This window comes from Paenibacillus sp. LC231 (assembly GCF_001860525.1).
Taxonomy (GTDB): Bacteria; Bacillota; Bacilli; order Paenibacillales; family Paenibacillaceae; genus Paenibacillus_AQ.
This window is the reverse complement of record NZ_JFOM01000037.1, coordinates 259,476-278,396: the sequence shown is the minus strand read 5'-3', so window position 1 is coordinate 278,396 and position 18,921 is coordinate 259,476. Positions and strand designations below refer to the sequence as shown.

Below are 18,921 nucleotides of genomic sequence, written 5' to 3'. Positions count from 1 at the left end.
ATTGCCCTTCTATAATAAAAACACTACAGGGTACAAGGGAGGAACGGCCATGGTGCAAGAATATATCAACATTCGTGGAGCCAGAGAGAATAACCTGAAGAATGTGACGCTGCAAATTCCTAAACGAAAAATTACGGTCTTTACCGGCGTATCCGGGTCGGGCAAATCGTCCATCGTGTTCGATACCATCAGCTCGGAAGCTCAGCGGTTGCTGAATGAGACGTTTACCGCTTTTGTCCGTAACCGACTTCCACGGCACAGTCAGCCGGACGTCGATTCGATCGAGAACTTGTCGACGGCCATCGTCATCGACCAGAAGCGTCTGGGGGGCAATTCGCGATCCACGCTAGGGACGATTACGGATCTGTACGCCATACTCCGTCTGTTGTTTTCCAGGGTGGGAAAGCCATTTGTGGGATATTCCAACGTCTTTTCTTTTAATGATCCGCAAGGCATGTGTCCGGAATGTCAGGGAATCGGCAGGAAGGTCGAGCTGGATCTTAATAAACTGCTGGATACAAGCAAATCTTTGAATGAGGGGGCGGTTCGATTCCCTATTTTCTCAGTAGATAGCTGGTATATGAAGAATTACACCATGTCCGGGTTCTTTGATAACGACAAGAAGCTGGCCGACTATTCCGAAGCGGAATGGGATCATTTCCTGTACGGCAAGGAGGGGAAGGTGACGTTCCCGTCCAAGGGAGGACCGGTACAGTCCGACTTCGAAGGTCTCGTGTTGAAGTTTAACCGGCTTTATATTCAGAGAGACAGCAGTGAATTATCGGAACGCACCTTGAATCACGTCAAAAATTTTATTACGCATGGCACATGCCCGTTATGCAAGGGGACGCGGCTCAGTCAATCGGCATTAAGCTGCTGGATCAACGGCTATAATATCGCCGAGTGTGCGGCCATGGAGATCGGGGAGTTAAGAGAGGTCATCCTGAATATCAAAGAGCCCGTGGCTGCCAGTATGGTGGCCAGCTTGGCCGAGCGGTTGCAGCACTTGATGGATATGGGGCTGGATTACTTGACGCTGAATCGGGAGACGACCACGCTCTCCGGGGGCGAGTCGCAGCGGGTGAAGATGGTTAGGAATCTGGGCAGCAGCCTGACGGATATGATGTATGTTTTTGATGAGCCTAGCGTGGGTTTACATCCACGGGATGTTCACCGGCTGAACGACATGCTCAGGAAGCTTCGCGACAAGGGCAACACGGTGCTGGTCGTGGAGCATGACCGTGACGTGATTGAAATTGCCGACCATGTGGTGGACGTGGGGCCGAATGCCGGTACCCGGGGAGGGGAAATTGTCTTCGAGGGCACGGTTGAACAGCTATGCAGCCAAGATTCTACGTTAACCGGGCAGTATATGAAACGTTTCATGCCGATGAAAGAACAGTTCCGGGTACCGACAGGACAGATGCGGATTGCCAATGCCAATCATCATAATCTGAATAATGTAACGGTGGATATCCCGGAAGGCGTGTTGACCGTGGTCACGGGCGTAGCGGGGTCAGGCAAGAGCTCGCTGATTCATCATGCCTTCCTGTCCCAGCATCCCGAGGCTGTCGTCATCGACCAGTCTGCCGTCAGCACCTCGATCCGTTCAAATCCTGCTACTTATACGGGCATCATGGATGACATCCGGAGTTTATTCGCCAAAGCTAACGACCAGAGTCCATCCCTGTTCAGCTTTAATTCCAAAGGAGCCTGCCCCGACTGCCACGGGCTTGGTTTCATCTATACGGACCTGGCGTTCATGGAAGGCATCAGGTCGCCGTGCGACACCTGTGACGGCAGGCGCTTTAAGGATGATGTACTGCAGTATAAGCTCCATGGAAAAATGATTACCGATGTGCTGGATATGACCGTGCTGCAGGCGCTCGATTTTTTCGAGAAAAAAGAAATCAGGCGGCGGCTGGAGGCTTTGCACGATGTGGGTCTGCACTATCTGACCCTCGGCCAGCCGCTAAGCACTCTGTCCGGGGGCGAAAGCCAGCGCATCAAGCTGGCCAGCGAGCTGCATAAGCAGGGAAAGATCTACGTGATGGACGAGCCGACGACCGGACTGCATATGTCGGATGTCGGGCATTTGCTGGACATGATGAATCGGCTCGTAGATAATGGCAGCTCGGTGATCGTGATCGAGCACAATCTGGATGTGATCCGTCAGGCGGACTGGATCATTGATCTCGGACCCGAGGGCGGCAGCAGGGGAGGCAGGGTCATGTTCGAAGGAACGCCTGCTGAACTGATCACGGCGGAACAATCGCTGACTGCGAAGTATGTACGGGGTTAGCTGGAATTCAAGGAAGTGAAGACCGGTCCTTACCGGAGCCTGACCGAACCCATGCAGTATGTAACATGGGAGCAGGGAGAAATTCGCTTTTCGTAGTTTCATAATAGACTTGCCAATGGCCATGCCGCATATCCCCGCGGCATGGCTATTCTATGGTTGTTAGGCTTATAAGATCGCTTAAACGGCTATACTGTATGCTGCGACAGACCAAGTTGGTTAATGATGTACGTGTAACGACCCGGTCTGATAAGCAGCATCTTTATTGTAAACGGGGGATACGACAATGCAGAAAGTATGGTGGAAAGAAGCCGTTGCTTACGAAATCTATCCGCGCAGCTTTATGGATTCGAATGAAGACGGCATCGGGGATCTGCAAGGGGTTATATCCCGCCTGGATTATTTGAAGGATCTCGGGATTGATGTTATATGGGTATGCCCCATCTATCGTTCGTCCAATAACGACAACGGTTACGATATCAGCGATTATCAGGATATTATGACGGAGTTCGGGTCCATGGCCGACTTCGATCAGCTGCTGGCCGAAATCCATAACCGCGGCATGCGGCTCATTATGGATCTGGTGCTCAATCATACCTCGGATGAACATCCGTGGTTTATTGAATCCCGTTCCTCAAGGACCAATCCGAAGCGGGATTACTATATCTGGCGGAATGCGAGGGAGGGAGCCGAGCCGAACAATTGGGAATCCGTCTTCACCGGCTCCGCTTGGGAATATGACGAGTTGACGGATCAATATTATCTCCACCTCTATTCCAAGAAGCAGCCTGATTTAAACATGGAGAATCCGGCGGTCAGGGATGATCTGGTCAAAATGATCCGTTGGTGGCTGGATAAAGGGATTGACGGTTTCCGCGTGGATGCGATTACCCATATTAAGAAGCTTCCGGGTTTGCCGGATATGCCGAATCCGAATCACCTTCGTTATGTCGACTCGAATCCCGGACATCGGAATATCGCGGGCATCCATGAATTTCTTCAGCAATTCAAACGCGAGGCGTTCGCTCATTATGACATTATGACGGTTGGCGAAGCGAGCGGCATTCCGATAGCGGAAGCAGACCGCTGGATCGGGGAAGAGAACGGGTCACTGAATATGATTTTTCAATTTGAGCATGTCAATCTTGATTTCGGACTGGAAGGACGCTGGGATTATGCGGTCTGGGACTTGGCCGAATTGAAGCAGATCATGCATAAATGGCAGACGGGCCTTGAAGGCGTGGGCTGGAATGCCCTCTATATGGAGAACCACGATCAGCCGCGGTCCGTATCCCGTTTTGGCGATCCGGTCCATTATCATAAGGAATCGTCCAAGATGCTGGCTACTTTTTTTATGCTGATGCAGGGGACGCCGTTTATTTATCAGGGGCAGGAAATCGGAATGACGAATGTCGAGTTTGCAGAGCTGAGTGATTATCGGGATGTGGAGATCTACAATTATTATCGCGAGCGGCTTCTGGACGGGAAAGACGTGTCCGAGACGATGCGTAGAATCGCGTACCGGGCTAGGGACAATGCAAGAACGCCGATGCAGTGGGATGACACGCTCTATGGCGGCTTCTCAACGGTTGTGCCGTGGATCCGCTGCAATCCGAATTATCATGAAATCAACGTAGAGCAGCAGCTAACCGATCCCGACTCCATTCTGAATTACTATAAAGCCTTGATCCGACTGCGCAAATCCAGTGAGACGCTGATCTACGGAAAATATGAAGCCGTGCTAAACGAGCATTCAGAAATTTTCGCCTATTCCAGATCGCTCGGGAACGAGACGTACTTGATTGTTCTCAACTTTTATAGCGGAACACCGGATTTTCAGTTCCCGGCAGAATGGCGTGAGCATCAACCGGAAGTTGTACTCTCGAATTACGAGCGTTCGGACCGAAGCTTCGACGAATTCGCTCTACACCCTTATGAAGCGATAGTTTATCGTGTAAACTAAGTGGGTAAGCGATTTCTTGAGATGAGAGGTGAATGCAGCTTGCCACAATTCAATATGATGTCTGCCGCCGTTCTTGATCGCCCGTTATCCATTGGGGTGAAGCAGGTCCCCATTCCGGAGCCAAAGCCGGATGAAGCCTTGATTCAGGTGTACTGCATCGGCATATGCGGCTCGGACGTGCATTACTATGAGCATGGACGGATTGGCAGGTATGAGGTGAAGGAACCGCTGATTCTGGGGCATGAGCTTGCCGGCGTTGTGGTAAGAACGGGGGAGAAGGTAAGAAATGTCTCCGTTGGTGACCGCGTGGCCGTGGAACCGGGTGTAACGTGCGGGCGCTGCTCTTATTGTAAAAGCGGACGTTACAACCTGTGTCCGGATGTTGTATTTATGGCAACCCCTCCGGTTGACGGGGCTTGGGCCGAATACGTTGCGGTACGAAGCGACTTCCTGTTCCGGCTGCCGGATGAAATGTCCTTTGAGGAAGGCGCTTTGCTTGAACCGCTGTCCGTAGGACTCCATGCCGTACGACGCGGGCGTATCCGGCCAGAGGACCGGGTGCTGGTGCTCGGACTGGGGCCGATTGGCTTGCTTGCCATGGAGGCGGCCAAAATGTCCGGAGCCTCTCAGGTATATGGCAGCGACGTCGTGGAATACCGGCGTAATCTGGCCCTGCAGATGGGAGCCTCCGGCGTGATCAATCCGATGGGCGAATCCGTTTCGCAGCGATTGAACGAACTGACGGACGGCAATGGCATTGATCTTATTATTGAAACGTCGGGCAACGCCGGGGCAATCGCGGATTCGATTGGTTATGTGAACCGGGGAGGCCGGATCGTGTTTGTAGGTCTGCCCACAAAGGATGCGATCCCGGTGGATATTGGCGCTTTGGTTGACGCCGAGCTGGATGTATATGGCGTGTTCCGCTACGCAAACACGTACCCGGCGGCTATTCAGATGCTGCAAAACAAGGCCAGCCGCATACGCGATATCATCACCCACCAATTTTCCTTGGATCAGATCGAGGAAGCCGTAGAGCTTGCTCGCACGCACAAGGACACCAGCGTAAAAGTCATGATCTATCCTCATCCAAACGTTTAAGGTGGTTCGCGGCCTGGAGAGTCGCTTCGGGAGCTGTCGTGTAACAAACGCGCCAATGCAGCGTAATGGACCATCATCAAAAAGCACCGCTCCAACACTTGTCGGAGCGGTGCTTTTTTTCGCGTTACCGGTTAGTTCGGGCGTTCATTACTCATCCAGCTGTCGATGCGCAGATCATCGCCGTAGCTGTCGCGGGCCGAAATTTCGCCGAGCTTCTGCTCGGCTTCCTCGCGGGTATCGAACCCGCCGATGACCGCGAGGAAGTCGTTGCTGGCCGTCTTAATGAAGGTCACGTCGTCTTCCATATAAATCTCTTCAAGGATGGCGAGGGATTCCCCCTGCGGCATGGCTTCACTGCGGATATAGAAGACCTCGCGCGGGGTGACCGGCTCTCCGGTCGAAGTGAGCTTCAGCTCAATATAGCCGGGGTCTTTATATTCGGATACGGTATGCTTCACGCCATCCTTCAGTTCAACGACAAAACGCATGGCCGAGTCGTCCAGAATCACATTCTCATAGACATCCTTCACCAGCGGCAGAGCCAGCATGTCTTTCTTGAGGGTTTCATAATCAAAATTTCGTACTCCGTTAAACGTGAAGATCAGACGGTTTGGCGCATCCCGATGATCCACCGTGTAGGCCGGGACACTGGAAACGGACTTGCCTTCCTGGTCAAATTGAATTTTTAATACGTCTTCGGAAGCTTCCGTGCCCATGGTAACGCCGTCGGTCCGCTCGCCTCCGCCCCCGAACTGCAGAACCTGAACGATGCTGCCCACCACAGGGACTTTGGATAAGGCGTTGGCCACCGTCGGGATGTTGACCACGAATAGCAGGGCAACGGCAGCTGCAACAACGGAAGAGTATCTCGTCAAGCGCATGGAGCGTTTGCGGGCAGCCGCCTTTTTCTGTGCAGCATCGATAACGCCGGTTAGCTGGGCGGGGATTTCAATGTGTTCGTAGCGTTCTTTTCCTGTCATAGGCTATCGACCTCTCCCTCGATTAGATATGATTTTAGTTTTCCGATAATACGATAAAACCTGGTCTTGACGGTACTTTCGGATACGGATAACACATCCGCCATTTCTCGAAAGCGCAGGTCTTCAAAAAACTTCAAAATCATGTAGGTTTTCTCCTCCGGCAGCAGTCTGTCCAGCGCATCGTACAGATCCATCTTCTCTTCCAGCGGTACGGCATGCTCTGCGGCTGCATAGTCCTGCGTCTGATCTTCCATATAAGTAACCCGCTTCTTGCGACCGAGATGGTCAATGGCAGCGTTAATAACGATCCGGGTCATCCAGGAATCAAAATACTGCGGCGTGTTCATCCGCTCGTAAGCGAGATATCCCTTATAGGTTGCCTCGGAGACGATATCCAGTGCCTCCTGTTCATTTTTGACATAGCAATAGGCTACCCGGTATAACTTGTTTTTGCATTTCTCCATATTTTCGCTGAACTGTTGCTGCTTCGACTCTTTCGCTCTCAGTTCACTCACCCCTAACTACTAGCACTAGTAATATTGTCATGGCACGAATTCGTTTCATCTATTCATTCATTGGCCGGATTGGATCATGCTCAAGTACTTGAGTGCGCTTGACTGATCATTAGACCGTGGAGGAGGCCAAATAGTTTTAACCGGGGATAAAAAAAGTCCATGAACTTAACAGAAGTCCTTAACGGTGTTACTATATTAACCATATAAAATGTACGGAGGCCAGAACATGTAGGTTTTTCTACCCTAACCCATACAACTAAATACAGAATTGGGGTAGAAAGATGGAAAGGAAATCTTTTCGATATCTCTGGATCGGTCAGGCGCTCGCCAATAGCGGCGATTTATTTTACATTGTCGGCCTGATGGCTATGATCCATGAGATTACAGGATCTGCCATGCTGATGGCTATGGTACCCTTTCTCACGACGATGGCTCGGTTTATAAGCGGGAGCTTTGCACCCGTATTGATGGATAAATACAGCCTCAAGTCACTCCTTGCTTCGTCTCAGATCGGAAAAACGGCCATGCTGTTTCTAATGTTGGTAACCTGCTATGTGCTGGGAGAGCAGGAGGTAACGGTTTGTGCAATTCTCGGATTCGTATTCCTCATCTCTCTGCTCGATGGCTGGGCTGCACCTGCAAGTCATGCCATGCTGCCGCGTCTGGTGGATGCCGCTGACCTGACGAAAGCGAACAGCTTTGTTGCCATCGTGGATCAATTGATCCAGCTGGGAGGCTGGGCTGTTGGGGGACTGCTGGTCGCAGCCTTGGGCGGAAGCAACGTGATATGGCTGACCTTTGCTCTGGCCCTGGCAGCCGCTGTCTGCATGAAGATGATCGAGGATCGGCATGAATCCTCCCCGGAACAGAAAGAGAAGGCACGCGTTTCGAATTGGCGTTCCATTCAGGAAGGCTGGACACTCATTTGGAAACAGCCTTCTATTCGGGCGATTCATGTGATTTATGTATTGGAGACGATGGCGGGCGTGATTTGGATCGCGGCGACTATCTACGTGTATGTAGCCGATGTGCTGCACAGGGAAGAGGCATGGTGGGGATATATCAACGCAAGCTTTTTCCTGGGACTTATGCTGGGCGGACTGTTTGGCATGAGAGGCGCAGGGCTGATCGACCGCAACATCCGCAAGTTCGTCATCTGCTCTTCCTTCGGCATCAGTATCATGACGTTCGGTTTTGGATTGACCTCGGTGCCTTGGCTGGCCCTGGTGTTCTCGGCAGGCTTCGGCGTTTTTGAACAGCTTAAGGCAGTCTCGCTTCAGACTACACTGCAGCGGGGCGTATCTCTCCATGCATTGCCGAAAGTGTACGCTGCCCAAAGCGCGCTAGTTTCGCTGGTATTCGGCTTATCCACCCTGTTATTTGGATTCATAACCGATGAATTCGGCGTTCGGGCTACGTATATCATCGCTGCCACGGTGCTGTTCATCTCGGGATGCTATGCATTACGGATGCGAACGAGATTGCCGGAGTTCGGGGAGGGGCTGGAACAAGGACGGATCGGCATCGAATAATCATTAAACTTAAGGCGAGCTTAACGCTCGTCTTTTTTGCATGCATAAATGGATCCGGACGCAAGAACGTGAAACCTAAATAATCGCGGGGCGATACTGATTTAAAAATATTTCGAAAATCCGGTTGACAATCCATCTACTACGTATTACGATATACCTGTAGTAGGTCACACTAAATACCGACAATACTGAGCAATGAGGTTGCAAAAATATTTTAAAGAAATTGTTGACATCCCCTACTACTCAGTATTACAATGTACATGTGATGAGTAATACTTAATAGCGTGTTTTTCCAAATGCTATTAAGTAAAAATTTCCCTTAGTACTATGTTATACTGAATATAGGTAATACTGAATAGGGGAGGGACGAAATAAAGGAGGCTTTCGAAAATGGAAAATTTAACTGAAATGCTGAAAGGTTCGCTGGAAGGCTGCGTGCTGGAAATCATCAGCCGCCGTGAAACCTATGGCTATGAGATTACCCGCCGTCTGAACGAGCTTGGCTTTACCGAAGTCGTGGAAGGGACGGTCTACACCATACTCGTGCGGTTAGAAAAGAAAAAGCTGGTGAACATTGAAAAGAAACCGTCAGACATGGGGCCGCCGCGCAAGTTTTACTCACTTAATGAGGCTGGCCGTCAGGAGCTTGAATTGTTTTGGGAAAAATGGGATTTCTTATCATCCAAAATCAACGTCTTGAAGTCAAATTAGCTTCATAAGATATTCCGTCCGATATTGTGTGGTGCCTTGTTCAGCTTTATATAAAAGGAGGAAAAAATAATATGATGGAAATGTTCAAAAAAATGATTGGTGAGAAAAAGGAGTACAAAATGATGATGGCACGGGTTGAAGCCCTGCCAGAGGACTACCAGTTTGTATTTAAGAAAATTCAAAACTACATGTGGAATTTCTCAACGGGCAACGGGATGGATATGCTGCACATGCAGTATGAATTAATCGAGTTGTTCGAAGCTGGTGCGGCCGATGGCAGACAAGTGCTGGAGATCACTGGTGAAGACGTGGCGTCCTTTGCCGACGAACTAGTGGCAAACGCTAAAACCTATGTAGCCAAGTATCGGCAAGATTTGAATCAGGATATCTTGAACCGATTGGGAAAAAAATAACTCCAATAGATAATACGACTGATTAGCTGGTTATCAAATGTGAATTACCGCCTTCGCTATTCAGTTAATTTTTGACCCGGTAGTAAGTCATACGGATTATCAGTCATACTAAATAGATGGGTGTAGGCAATCCAGCTCCGCAAGGCGCTTATTATAAGGAGGATAAAATATGAGAAATGCAGCGATTTCTGTAAAAGGGTTAAAAAAATCCTTTAAAGACAAAGAAGTCTTAAAGGGGGTAGATTTTGAGGTGCGGCGCGGCGAAATTTTCGCACTGCTGGGCTCCAATGGAGCGGGCAAGACAACGACAGTCAATATCCTCTCGACGCTGATGAAGCCCGATGGCGGGGAAGTAGGTATTTGCGGCTTTGACGTCCAGCGTCAACCGGATCATGTCCGCCAGAGCATCAGTCTGACAGGGCAGTTTGCAGCTTTGGACGGCATGCTCACCGGGCGGGAAAACCTGATGATGATCGCCAAGTTGCGGGGAGTTTCCAATCCTGCTCAAGTTGCCGACAATCTGCTTGCAAGATTCAGCCTGACCGATGCGGCTAATCGCCGGGCAGACCAGTATTCCGGCGGGATGAAGCGCCGGATTGACATCGCCATGAGCTTGATCGGGACGCCAGCCGTCATTTTTCTCGACGAACCGACGACAGGGCTTGACCCCGAAGCGCGAATTGAAGTTTGGGATACCGTCAAGGAGCTTGCCGGCGGCGGCACGACCATCTTGCTGACAACGCAGTACCTGGAGGAAGCTGAGCAGCTGGCGGACCGTATCGCCATCCTGCATAGCGGAAAAATCATCACGACCGGTACGCTTGCCGAACTCAAAGCGATGTTCCCGCCGGCGAAAGTGGAGTACATTGAGAAGCAGCCGACATTGGAGGAAATTTTCCTCGCGATCATCGGCAACAAGGAGGCGATGTAAATGAAAAACAAAACAGGGACATTACTAGGGCGTTTAATGCGCAACATCTTGCGCAGCCCGGATACGATTATCACGGTGGCGATTACGCCGATTATGATGATGCTGCTGTTTGTCTACGTATTTGGCGGTGCCATAGAGACAGGTACGGACAACTACGTCAATTATTTATTGCCGGGAATCCTGCTGATGGCTGTCGCATCCGGCGTCGCTTACACTTCACTGCGGCTGTTTACGGATATAAAAAGCGGGTTGATGGCGCGTTTCGTTACCATGCCCATCAAGCGCTCTTCGATATTGTGGGCTCACGTGTTGACTTCGCTAGTTTCTAATGCGCTTACTGTCGTGGTGGTTTTCCTCGTCGCGCTGCTGATGGGCTTCCGTTCAAGCGCGAGTATCCTGGATTGGCTCGCGGTAGCTGGGATACTAGGGCTGTTTACGCTGGCGCTGACATGGCTGGCGGTCATCCCTGGATTGACAGCGAAGTCTATGGAAGGGGCGACAGCCTACTCGTACCCACTGATTTTCCTTCCGTTTATCAGTTCGGCCTTTGTTCCCACCGAAACCATGCCTAAAATTGTTCGGGCGTTCGCTGAGAACCAACCCGTGACATCGATCGTGAATACGATTCGTTCCCTCTTGTATGAAGGGTCTGTTGGGAACGGGATCTGGGTTGCGCTTGGCTGGTGCGTCGGCATCATGGTCATCGCTTACTTCTTCGCCAGTAAACAATTTAAACGCCAGTTAGGGTAAGTACACCATGATGAGATTCGCCATTTCAATAGTCAGCCGGCAGTCTGAAAGAGACCCTCCCCTGTTATCAGGGGAGGGCCTCTTTTATTTGGATTGCTATGGCGTTATCGTGAAGGGCCGATTGCAATCCAGGACATGAAACCATAGGCGAGATTGCAGTTAGGCTGGCGGCTTACTTCAAGGACGGCGGCATCCTCCCGCTGGGATTTCAAGGAAATCTGGAAGCCAGGATTGTTGCTCATTCCTACAATGATATAGTTGATCCCAGCAAAAGCCTCCTCGAATTGGACGGTCACCTCGGTCAAGGCTTCAGCTCCAAATACAAAAGGCGTCATGCCGAATTGCTGCAGCTTCGGCTGGCCGGCTGCGCTGCGTATTGGCGCAAAGCTTAAATGTTCTGCCGTTACGGCGCCTTTAGCCAATTGTTGTCCGGTAACGGCTCCGTCGGCCAGATGGGCGCTTGTTACGGCGCCGTTTGCAAGCTTATCGCTATCAATGGATCCTTCGGCCAACGTGAAGTAATTGAAGGCATCCGGTCCGAGGTGCCTGCTGCCGATGGCCCCGTCGGCAATCTGGACGCCAGTCAGAGAGCCGTCAGCAATGTGGGCGCTCGTAATGGAAACCTCGGCAATCTTGCTGCCGTCAACAGATCCTTCGGCCAACGTGAAGTTATTGAAGGCATCCGGTCCGAGGTGCTTGCTGCCGATGGTTCCGTCGGCAATCTGCGCTCCAGTGACGGAGCCGTCAGCAATGTGCGCGCTAGTGATGGAAGCCTCAGCAATCTTGCTGCCGTCAACTGAGCCTTCGACCAACGTGAAGTTATTGAAGGCATCCGGTCCAAGATGCTTACTGCCGATGGCCCCGTCGGCAATTTGGACGCCAGTCAGAGAGCCGTCAGCAATGTGGGCGCTCGTAATGGAAACCTCGGCAATTTTGCTGCCAGTAACCGATCCTTCGGCCAACGTGAAGTTATTGAAGGCATCCGGTCCAAGATGCTTACTGCCGATGGTTCCGTCGGCAATTTGCGCGCCCGTCAGCGATCCGTCAGCAATGTGCGTGCTAGTGATGGAAGCCTCGGCAATCTTGCTGCCGTCAACAGATCCTTCGGCCAACGTGAAGTTATTAAATGCATCCGGTCCGAGGTGCTTGCTGCCGATGGTTCCGTCGGCAATCTGCACGCCAGTCAGAGAGCCGTCAGCAATGTGCGTGCTCGTGATGGAAGCCTCGGCAATCTTGCTGCCGTCAACAGATCCTTCGGCCAACGTGAAGTTATTAAATGCATCCGGTCCGAGGTGCTTGCTGCCGATCGTTCCGTCGGCAATTTGCGCTCCAGTGAGGGAGCCGTCAGCAATGTGCGTGCTAGTAATGGAAGCCTCAGCAATTTTGCTACCCGTCACCGATCCTTCGGCTAACGAGAAGTTATTGAAGGCATCCGGTCCGAGGTGCCTGCTGCCGATGGCTCCGTCGGCAATCTGCGCTCCAGTCAGGGAGCCGTCAGCAATGTGCGTGCTAGTGATAGAAGCCTCAGCAATCTTACTGCCAGTAACCGATCCTTCGGCTAACGTGAAGTTGTTGAAGGCATCCGGCCCGAGATGGTGGCATCCGATGGCCCCGTCGGCAATTTGCGCTCCAGTCAGGGAGCCGTCAGCAATGTGCTTGCTAGTGATGGAAGCGTCAGCAATCTTGCTGCCTGTAATTCCACCGTCCTGCACAAGTTCCGTTGTGATTGCGCCGGCTTCGATATGCTGCGAACCGATGCTGGAAATTTGCAGGTGATGGGGAAGAACGGCACCCTCCGCCAGCTGCCTCGATTTTACGGCCCCCGGCTGCAATTGATCGACGCCAACGCTGTCCGGCTGCAGGTGGACATGACCGACAGACTGATTTCCAAGATGCGCTGCGTTGATCGAGTACGGCGCCAGGTGATGGCTTTGAATCGAGAATAATTCAATATGCTTGGAGCTCACAGCGCCTTCGGCAAGATGTCCGCTCTGGATCGACTCTCCGGCGATATGCTCAGGAAGGACAGCGTCGTTCGTGATATGTGCGGACTCTATGCTTTCGGCTTGAATGTGCCGGGCATTGACAGAGCCGGAAGCAAGATGGCGTCCAGTCACCGATCCTTCATCCATATGCTGTGACTTCACAATATCCACGCCCAGATGGTCAGACTGGACGCTCGCTTCTTGCAGATGCACTGCTGAAATGGAGAGAGGCTTGATCTTGTCACCACTCACGGCGTTCGCCTGCAGCGCGGCTCCCGAGACCGACGAAGGCGAGAGATGGGCTTCCGTAATCGATTGTGACCCGATTTTTACGCCCGGTATGCTGCCGTCGGCAAACAACGCTTCCGCCGAGCGGCTTTCATCGGCCAAATGGCTTAACATGATGGATTTTTTCTTCAAGTGATAACCATGAATGGCTTCCTGCACGATATGTTTGCCCAGGATGGATTCCAGTCCCAGATGTGCGCCCTCTACAGCTTGCGGAGCGATTTTTTCCGAAGTAACGGCCTTGTTCTGAATTGCTTCGGAAGTCACCGCACTCGGCGAGAGATGAGTGGATTGAACGGCCTTTGGAGCTATTTTGCCAGCAGAGACACTGCTCTCAGCCAGTTTATTAGAAGTTACGGCAAGGTCTGTCAGTTTATCCGTGGACACGCTTTCCGGAGACAGCTTCGGTGAGGTTACGGCATGGTCACCCAGATGTCGAGGCGCAATAACCCCATCGCCGATCGAGGACTCCACGATGCTGCCTGCGGCAATTTTATCTGTCGTTACCGCACCCTGGGCGAGCGCTTGAGTCCGTACGCTTCCCTTCTGCAGATGGCGGCTGGCAATAGAGCCATCGGCCAGATGCTGCTCGCGAACCGCACCGTTTTGCAGAGCTTCGGCGCCTACACTGCCCCCTGACAGATGCTGCTGCTGAATGGCCTCACTGGCAATATTGCCGGAGGTTACGCCATGCTTAGCAATAATGGCTCCGCCAACCGATCCAAGCGCAAGCTTTTGGCTCGTCACGCTCTCAGGGGCCAGCGTCTCTTCTCCGACGGATGCGGGCTGAAGATGCTGTTTTCCGATCGCTCCGTCAGCCAGATGCTGCTCCGCTATCGTTTTGGGATGAATGGCGCGCCCTATGACGCTCTGAGGCGCGAAATGCTTAGGTAAGATGCTGCCCTCGGCAATGTGCTCGGCGTTTACTGTATCCGCAGCGAGGTGCCGGGTTTGAATGGCATCCGATGCAATTTGATCCGATTCCACCGTGCCCTTAGCCAGATGGCGCGTTTGGACGGCTTCATTGGCAATTTTGTTAGGGAGTATGCTCTGATCCGCGATTTTCGAAGCCGTCACCGCCTGTTCCACCAGCTTCACCGTATGGACGGATTGATCGGCAAGCTTGGAGCTTGTGACACTGGAATCAGCCAGATGGCGGGCGGATACAGCGTTGATGCTGATCTGATCGGAACCGATAGAGCCAGCCCGGATTTGCTCTGATCCTATGGCTCCGTCCGCTAAATGGCGGGCGCTGAGCGAGCCTTCCTCAATATGTCCGGCGTTGATGGCACCATCTGCAATTAGGCTTGATCCGATGCTGCCGGCAGCAATATGCTCCGCAGTTACGGCTTCGCTGACCAAATGCTTACTTTCGATGCTTTGCGGTTTTATGTGGGATCCGGAGATGGCATCATCGGCGATTTTTTTCCCTGTTACGGCACCTTCACGGATTTTTGTCGAAGTGACTGCATCCTCTGCAAGCTTGGAGCTATGGACGCTCTCATTAGCGAGATGTCGGGTTTCTACGGCGCTGGATGCGATTTTATCTCCTTGAACCGCTTGGTCTTCGAGCAGGTCGGTTGTCACGAGAAGCTGTTGAAGATGACGTGCAGTAATAGCCCCATCCGCGATTTTGTCGCTAACTACGGCGTGGTCTGCCAGCTTCTGCGAGGTTACACTGCCATCTTTGATCTTGCTGGCATTCACGGAACCGTCTCGAAACTTGCGAGTAGATAAGATGCCATCCATTAGATGTTCACCCGTGACCGATAATGGCGCGATTTTTCCTGAGGTCACGGCTTCGTCGGCAAGGTGCAGACTGGTGATGCTGTAATCTTGTATGGCTTCAGGCCCGACGGCACCACGTGACAGCTTGGATGCTGTGACCGCTCTCGAAGCGATCCGGCTTTCGGTTACCGCATATTCCCCTATATCCTCTGTATATATGAATGCGCCCTTAATTTCAGGCATTTCCTTCTCCATAATCAGCTGCACATGCTCGATCTCCATCTCGGGAAGGGAGGGGGGATCGGTAGGCACGGTCAGGGTGTCAGCGGCTACAGCATCTTCTGTAGGTAAGCTGGAAGCTTCGTCAGATATCGATAATGGAGTGTTTTCTTTGTTTTCTTTTTCTTCTTGTTTTAATTCCATGATGCCGATAAGATCCTCATCCAGATCCATAATGGTTGCTGCTGAAAGAATGTGGGCATCTTTATCTTTTTTGAGGCTGCGTCCTTTATTTCGCTCGAGCAGATCGAGTTCCCTCGTAGTGGGATCTACCCTGTAGGGCTGGGAAGAGGAAGATGATGGGCTTTTCTTCTTTTTCTTCAAAACAACACGCTCCTTCCGAATACTCATCGTCTCCGGTATCATATGCAGCCATTTAGGCGGCTGTCACTGGTCTTTTGGGATTCGACAAACGAAAAGGCAGCGTAACATGGAAAAGGACCCGGCCAAAGGCCGAGTCCTTGATTGAGCGCTAGAAAGCACATATAAAATTTAACCCCTGACGGCCGGTAACGGCTGTACAGTCGGTTCCGTATTTGAAGTATTTTCAAGAATCTTTGCTTCTAAAACGACAAAAGCCCTGCCTCTCTTTCGTCCTTGCGGCTCCGATGACCGCGCCAGTGTGAATCAGAAATTCGTTCCATAAAACTCATACTCTAGGGTCATAAAATAGGAATTTGCACTTCAACAGAGATGTAAATAACCATGTTTCGAGGAACTAACGGGGTTAAACTTCATGTAACAATTACTTATTATAGCACAGGCACTCGTAATAAGCAAAGATATTCAAATGTATATTAGAATGTTATGCAAAAACGCTTGATTTTTTCTGGAAATCCAACGATATTCATATTAACAGTTTTTTCTTGCAAATTCTGCTGTTGGGATCTTAAGTTGTAGCATCATGTCGAATACGTTCGGATTCACACCTGCCTTGCCGATGTTTATTATCTGTTAATGAAAGTAGGCGAACGATGCAACTGTATAAGTCTTTTCTTAAACAGCTAATCCGGAACTATATGATCGGGTCCATTGCAGCTGTGCTTGTTGTGGGTGGTGTATTAATGGTAACGACTCTGGAAATTCCTATTGAGGAAGGCGCGCGCCTTGTGGTCATACTGACCATTTCATTCATGGTGATGATTGCGTCCGAGCTGACCGTCTTTCTTCGGCATTTACGACCGATTCACGCGGGGTTTCATGAAGGCCATACGGATTTGGAAACGTTGGAAAAAGCATATTTGAGCATACACCGTATGCCGCGTTTGGCGGTATACCGTATATTCGGACCTCATCTGCTCGGCTTGTCGCTCCCGGCCATTCTGCTGACGGTTTGGATGATGGAGCAGGGCAAACTGAATTTTCCGCCGTTCTATATATGGCTGGCTTGCCTGGGGGCGGTCCTGCTAGCCAGCTGTCATGCCATGATCGAATTTTTTCTGACGATAGCCGCCATTCGCCCTTTGATCAAGGAGATTCGGCGGCAGGCGTTATCTCGTTATGGCGTGGACTTCTCCCTTGAGGGCCATGTATTCATGGCGATTCGGACAAAATTTTTGCTCAGCACGATGCTAATCGGCACTTTTCCGCTGTTTTTGTTTAGTCTGGCGGTCCAGATTCGTCTGGAGGGGCTCAGTCAGATCGTAGCTCAGCAGTACTGGGGCTGGGCGGGATTTATATTGCTGCTTGGCGTCGGTTTTGCTTATATCGGCGCCTGGCTCTTGACCCAGGATTTACAGCGGCCGATCCGGCAGCTGTACCGGGCGATGAATGAGATTAAGGAGGGGCGTCTGATTCAGACCTCCAATCTCTATTCTGATGAATTTTCCAATCTGATCGCGGGTTTCAATATGATGGTTCGCGGGTTGCAGGTGCGCGAGGAGCGAAACCGCAAGCTGCTGGACAGTTATTTTGCCGCCCTGGCAGCGGCGCTGGATGCCAGAGATCCTTACACGGCCGGACATTCGCTTCGGGTAGCGGAGTATTCGGTGTTAATTGGCCGTCTGGCGGGACTCAGCGAAGAGCAGGTAGATTTGTTGCACAAGACGGCATTGCTGCATGATATCGGCAAGATCGGGGTTCGGGACAATATTTTGCTGAAGGAAGGGAAACTGACGGCAGAGGAGTTCGATCAGGTAAAGGCCCACCCGGCTCAAGGAGAGAACATTCTGCTGCAGATCGAGCCTGCCGATGCCATGGCTCCTTATCTGGAAGGGGTACGGTCCCATCATGAGCGCTATGATGGAGGCGGGTACCCTGACGGGTTGAAGGGGAAGGAGATTCCGTTGTTTGGACGGATTATTGCCGTGGCCGATGCCTATGATGCCATGACGTCGGACAGGCCGTACCGCAGCGGTATGAAATCAGCGGATGCCTTGAACATACTGGAAGCCGGCAGGGGAACCCAGTGGGATCCCGATTATGCGGGCATATTCGTTAAATATATGAAAGCGGAGAAGAAGGTCATTACGATCCGCTAGTAGGTAATTAGCAGGGAATCGCGCTGATTCTATGGATAGGAATGAGAAGGAGACCGTACCTGTGCAGGTAAACGGCCTCTTTTTTGTGCGCCTGTCGTTAAAATATCACTGCCCCTAGGGCAGCCAATTAAATTTATACTCGTGCTGCTCCAAGAGTCGGCTAGGAGTGAATACGGAAATTAGATCATCTGGTGAACCGTATCGATTTCCGTGCTTTCTTCATGGTTCACATGCTTCTGTTTGCGATGCATCCAGCTTGCCAGCCATGTGCTGATCTCATACAGGGCGATGAGCGGGATGGCAACCATCAGGTGAGATACGAGATCGGGCGGCGAGATCAGCGCCGCAATGATCACCAGAACGACGTAGGCATAGCGCCTCATCGTATGCAGGATAGCCGGGCTTAATATTCCTATTCGCGTCAGAAACAGGACGACAACGGGCAGCTCGAAGGCAAGGGAGAGCGGGATGATGATATTGAACATGAATCCGAAGTACTGGGCAACGCCGTACGTTTCGACAAGGTCCATCTGACTGTTGATTCCTGTCGTAAATGCAAGACTCATTGGAAAAACGACAAAGTACGCAAAGGCAACCCCTATTAGAAAACATAACGCGGAGAATGGGATAAACCGTAGGGCCGCTCTCTGCTCGCGGTTGTTCAGTCCCTGATTGACAAACAGCCATATTTGATAAAGGGCAAACGGCAGGGTAGGAAGCAGCGATAATACGATGCTTATGCTCATATAGATGCGCAGTCCGTCCCAAGGCGAGAACACGTTCCAGGTTACCTGAAAGGCCGGTGAGTGATGCTTTAACATGGATAACACATGAGGGGCGGCAATGAGGCCTGCAGCCATGCTCAGGATGAAGACGGCAGCTACCAGTAGGATCCGTTTTCTTAGTTCGGCGATGTGCTCGAGCAGCGTCATGGTACTCTTGAACTCCATAGGCTTCGTCACTCCT

General features: G+C 51.4%; 13 protein-coding genes. 9 read left to right on the top strand and 4 right to left on the bottom strand.

The features are described from left to right. Window positions 1–49: 49 nt before the first annotated feature. The 3 genes from AK95_RS22400 to AK95_RS22390 all read left to right on the top strand — a co-directional run bounded on the left by AK95_RS22400 (window position 50) and on the right by AK95_RS22390 (window position 5,363). Window positions 50–2,302 (top strand): ATP-binding cassette domain-containing protein, encoded by a 2,253-nt coding sequence (locus AK95_RS22400; protein WP_071222105.1) that lies wholly within the window; start codon window positions 50–52, stop codon window positions 2,300–2,302. A 283-nt stretch (window positions 2,303–2,585) separates the two neighbouring features. Continuing rightward, the gene (locus tag AK95_RS22395) at window positions 2,586–4,262 is read left to right on the top strand and encodes a glycoside hydrolase family 13 protein (RefSeq protein ID WP_071222104.1); all 1,677 of its coding nucleotides are present in this window, start codon (window positions 2,586–2,588) and stop codon (window positions 4,260–4,262) included. 39 nt (window positions 4,263–4,301) lie between these two features. Beyond that, entirely contained in the window at window positions 4,302–5,363 is a 1,062-nt protein-coding gene (locus AK95_RS22390; protein WP_083397709.1) for an NAD(P)-dependent alcohol dehydrogenase, read from the top strand. Window positions 5,364–5,494: 131 nt separating this feature from the next. Here the strand turns inward: AK95_RS22390 and AK95_RS22385 are convergent, their stop codons facing one another. Together AK95_RS22385 and AK95_RS22380 are read right to left on the bottom strand one after the other, a co-directional pair. Then, entirely contained in the window at window positions 5,495–6,343 is an 849-nt protein-coding gene (locus tag AK95_RS22385; protein ID WP_071222102.1) for a hypothetical protein, read from the bottom strand. Next, the gene (locus tag AK95_RS22380) at window positions 6,340–6,858 is read right to left on the bottom strand and encodes a sigma-70 family RNA polymerase sigma factor (protein WP_071222101.1); all 519 of its coding nucleotides are present in this window, start codon (window positions 6,856–6,858) and stop codon (window positions 6,340–6,342) included. Before AK95_RS22380 ends, AK95_RS22385 begins: the two co-directional genes overlap by 4 nt. A 281-nt stretch (window positions 6,859–7,139) precedes the next feature. Here AK95_RS22380 and AK95_RS22375 point away from each other — a divergent pair, with 281 nt between their 5' ends. The 5 genes from AK95_RS22375 (at window position 7,140) to AK95_RS22355 (ending at window position 11,195) form a co-directional block, all read left to right on the top strand. Continuing rightward, window positions 7,140–8,390, top strand: a complete 1,251-nt coding sequence (locus AK95_RS22375; RefSeq protein WP_071222100.1) for an MFS transporter — start codon at window positions 7,140–7,142, stop codon at window positions 8,388–8,390. Window positions 8,391–8,780: 390 nt separating this feature from the next. Beyond that, a complete protein-coding gene (locus AK95_RS22370) occupies window positions 8,781–9,101 on the top strand; it encodes a PadR family transcriptional regulator (RefSeq protein WP_071222099.1) in 321 nt (106 codons plus the stop codon). A 71-nt stretch (window positions 9,102–9,172) separates the two neighbouring features. Beyond that, complete coding sequence (locus AK95_RS22365; protein WP_071222098.1) at window positions 9,173–9,514, top strand: DUF1048 domain-containing protein; 342 nt, start codon at window positions 9,173–9,175, stop codon at window positions 9,512–9,514. A gap of 169 nt (window positions 9,515–9,683) precedes the next feature. Beyond that, window positions 9,684–10,445: an ABC transporter ATP-binding protein gene (locus tag AK95_RS22360; RefSeq protein ID WP_071222097.1), complete on the top strand. Its 762-nt coding sequence runs from the start codon at window positions 9,684–9,686 to the stop codon at window positions 10,443–10,445. Continuing rightward, window positions 10,446–11,195, top strand: a complete 750-nt coding sequence (locus AK95_RS22355; RefSeq protein ID WP_071222096.1) for an ABC transporter permease — start codon at window positions 10,446–10,448, stop codon at window positions 11,193–11,195. Window positions 11,196–11,299: 104 nt separating this feature from the next. Here AK95_RS22355 and AK95_RS22350 read toward each other — a convergent pair whose 3' ends face one another. Next, window positions 11,300–15,799: a WIAG-tail domain gene (locus AK95_RS22350; RefSeq protein WP_083397708.1), complete on the bottom strand. Its 4,500-nt coding sequence runs from the start codon at window positions 15,797–15,799 to the stop codon at window positions 11,300–11,302. Window positions 15,800–16,449: 650 nt separating this feature from the next. Between AK95_RS22350 and AK95_RS22345 the strand changes: the two genes are divergently transcribed. Then, a complete protein-coding gene (locus AK95_RS22345) occupies window positions 16,450–17,955 on the top strand; it encodes an HD-GYP domain-containing protein (RefSeq protein WP_071222095.1) in 1,506 nt (501 codons plus the stop codon). 179 nt (window positions 17,956–18,134) lie between these two features. On the opposite strand, the gene tatC is transcribed toward AK95_RS22345, so the two are convergent. Then, window positions 18,135–18,905: a twin-arginine translocase subunit TatC gene (tatC, locus tag AK95_RS22340; RefSeq protein WP_071222094.1), complete on the bottom strand. Its 771-nt coding sequence runs from the start codon at window positions 18,903–18,905 to the stop codon at window positions 18,135–18,137. Between the last annotated feature and the right edge of the window lie 16 nt (window positions 18,906–18,921).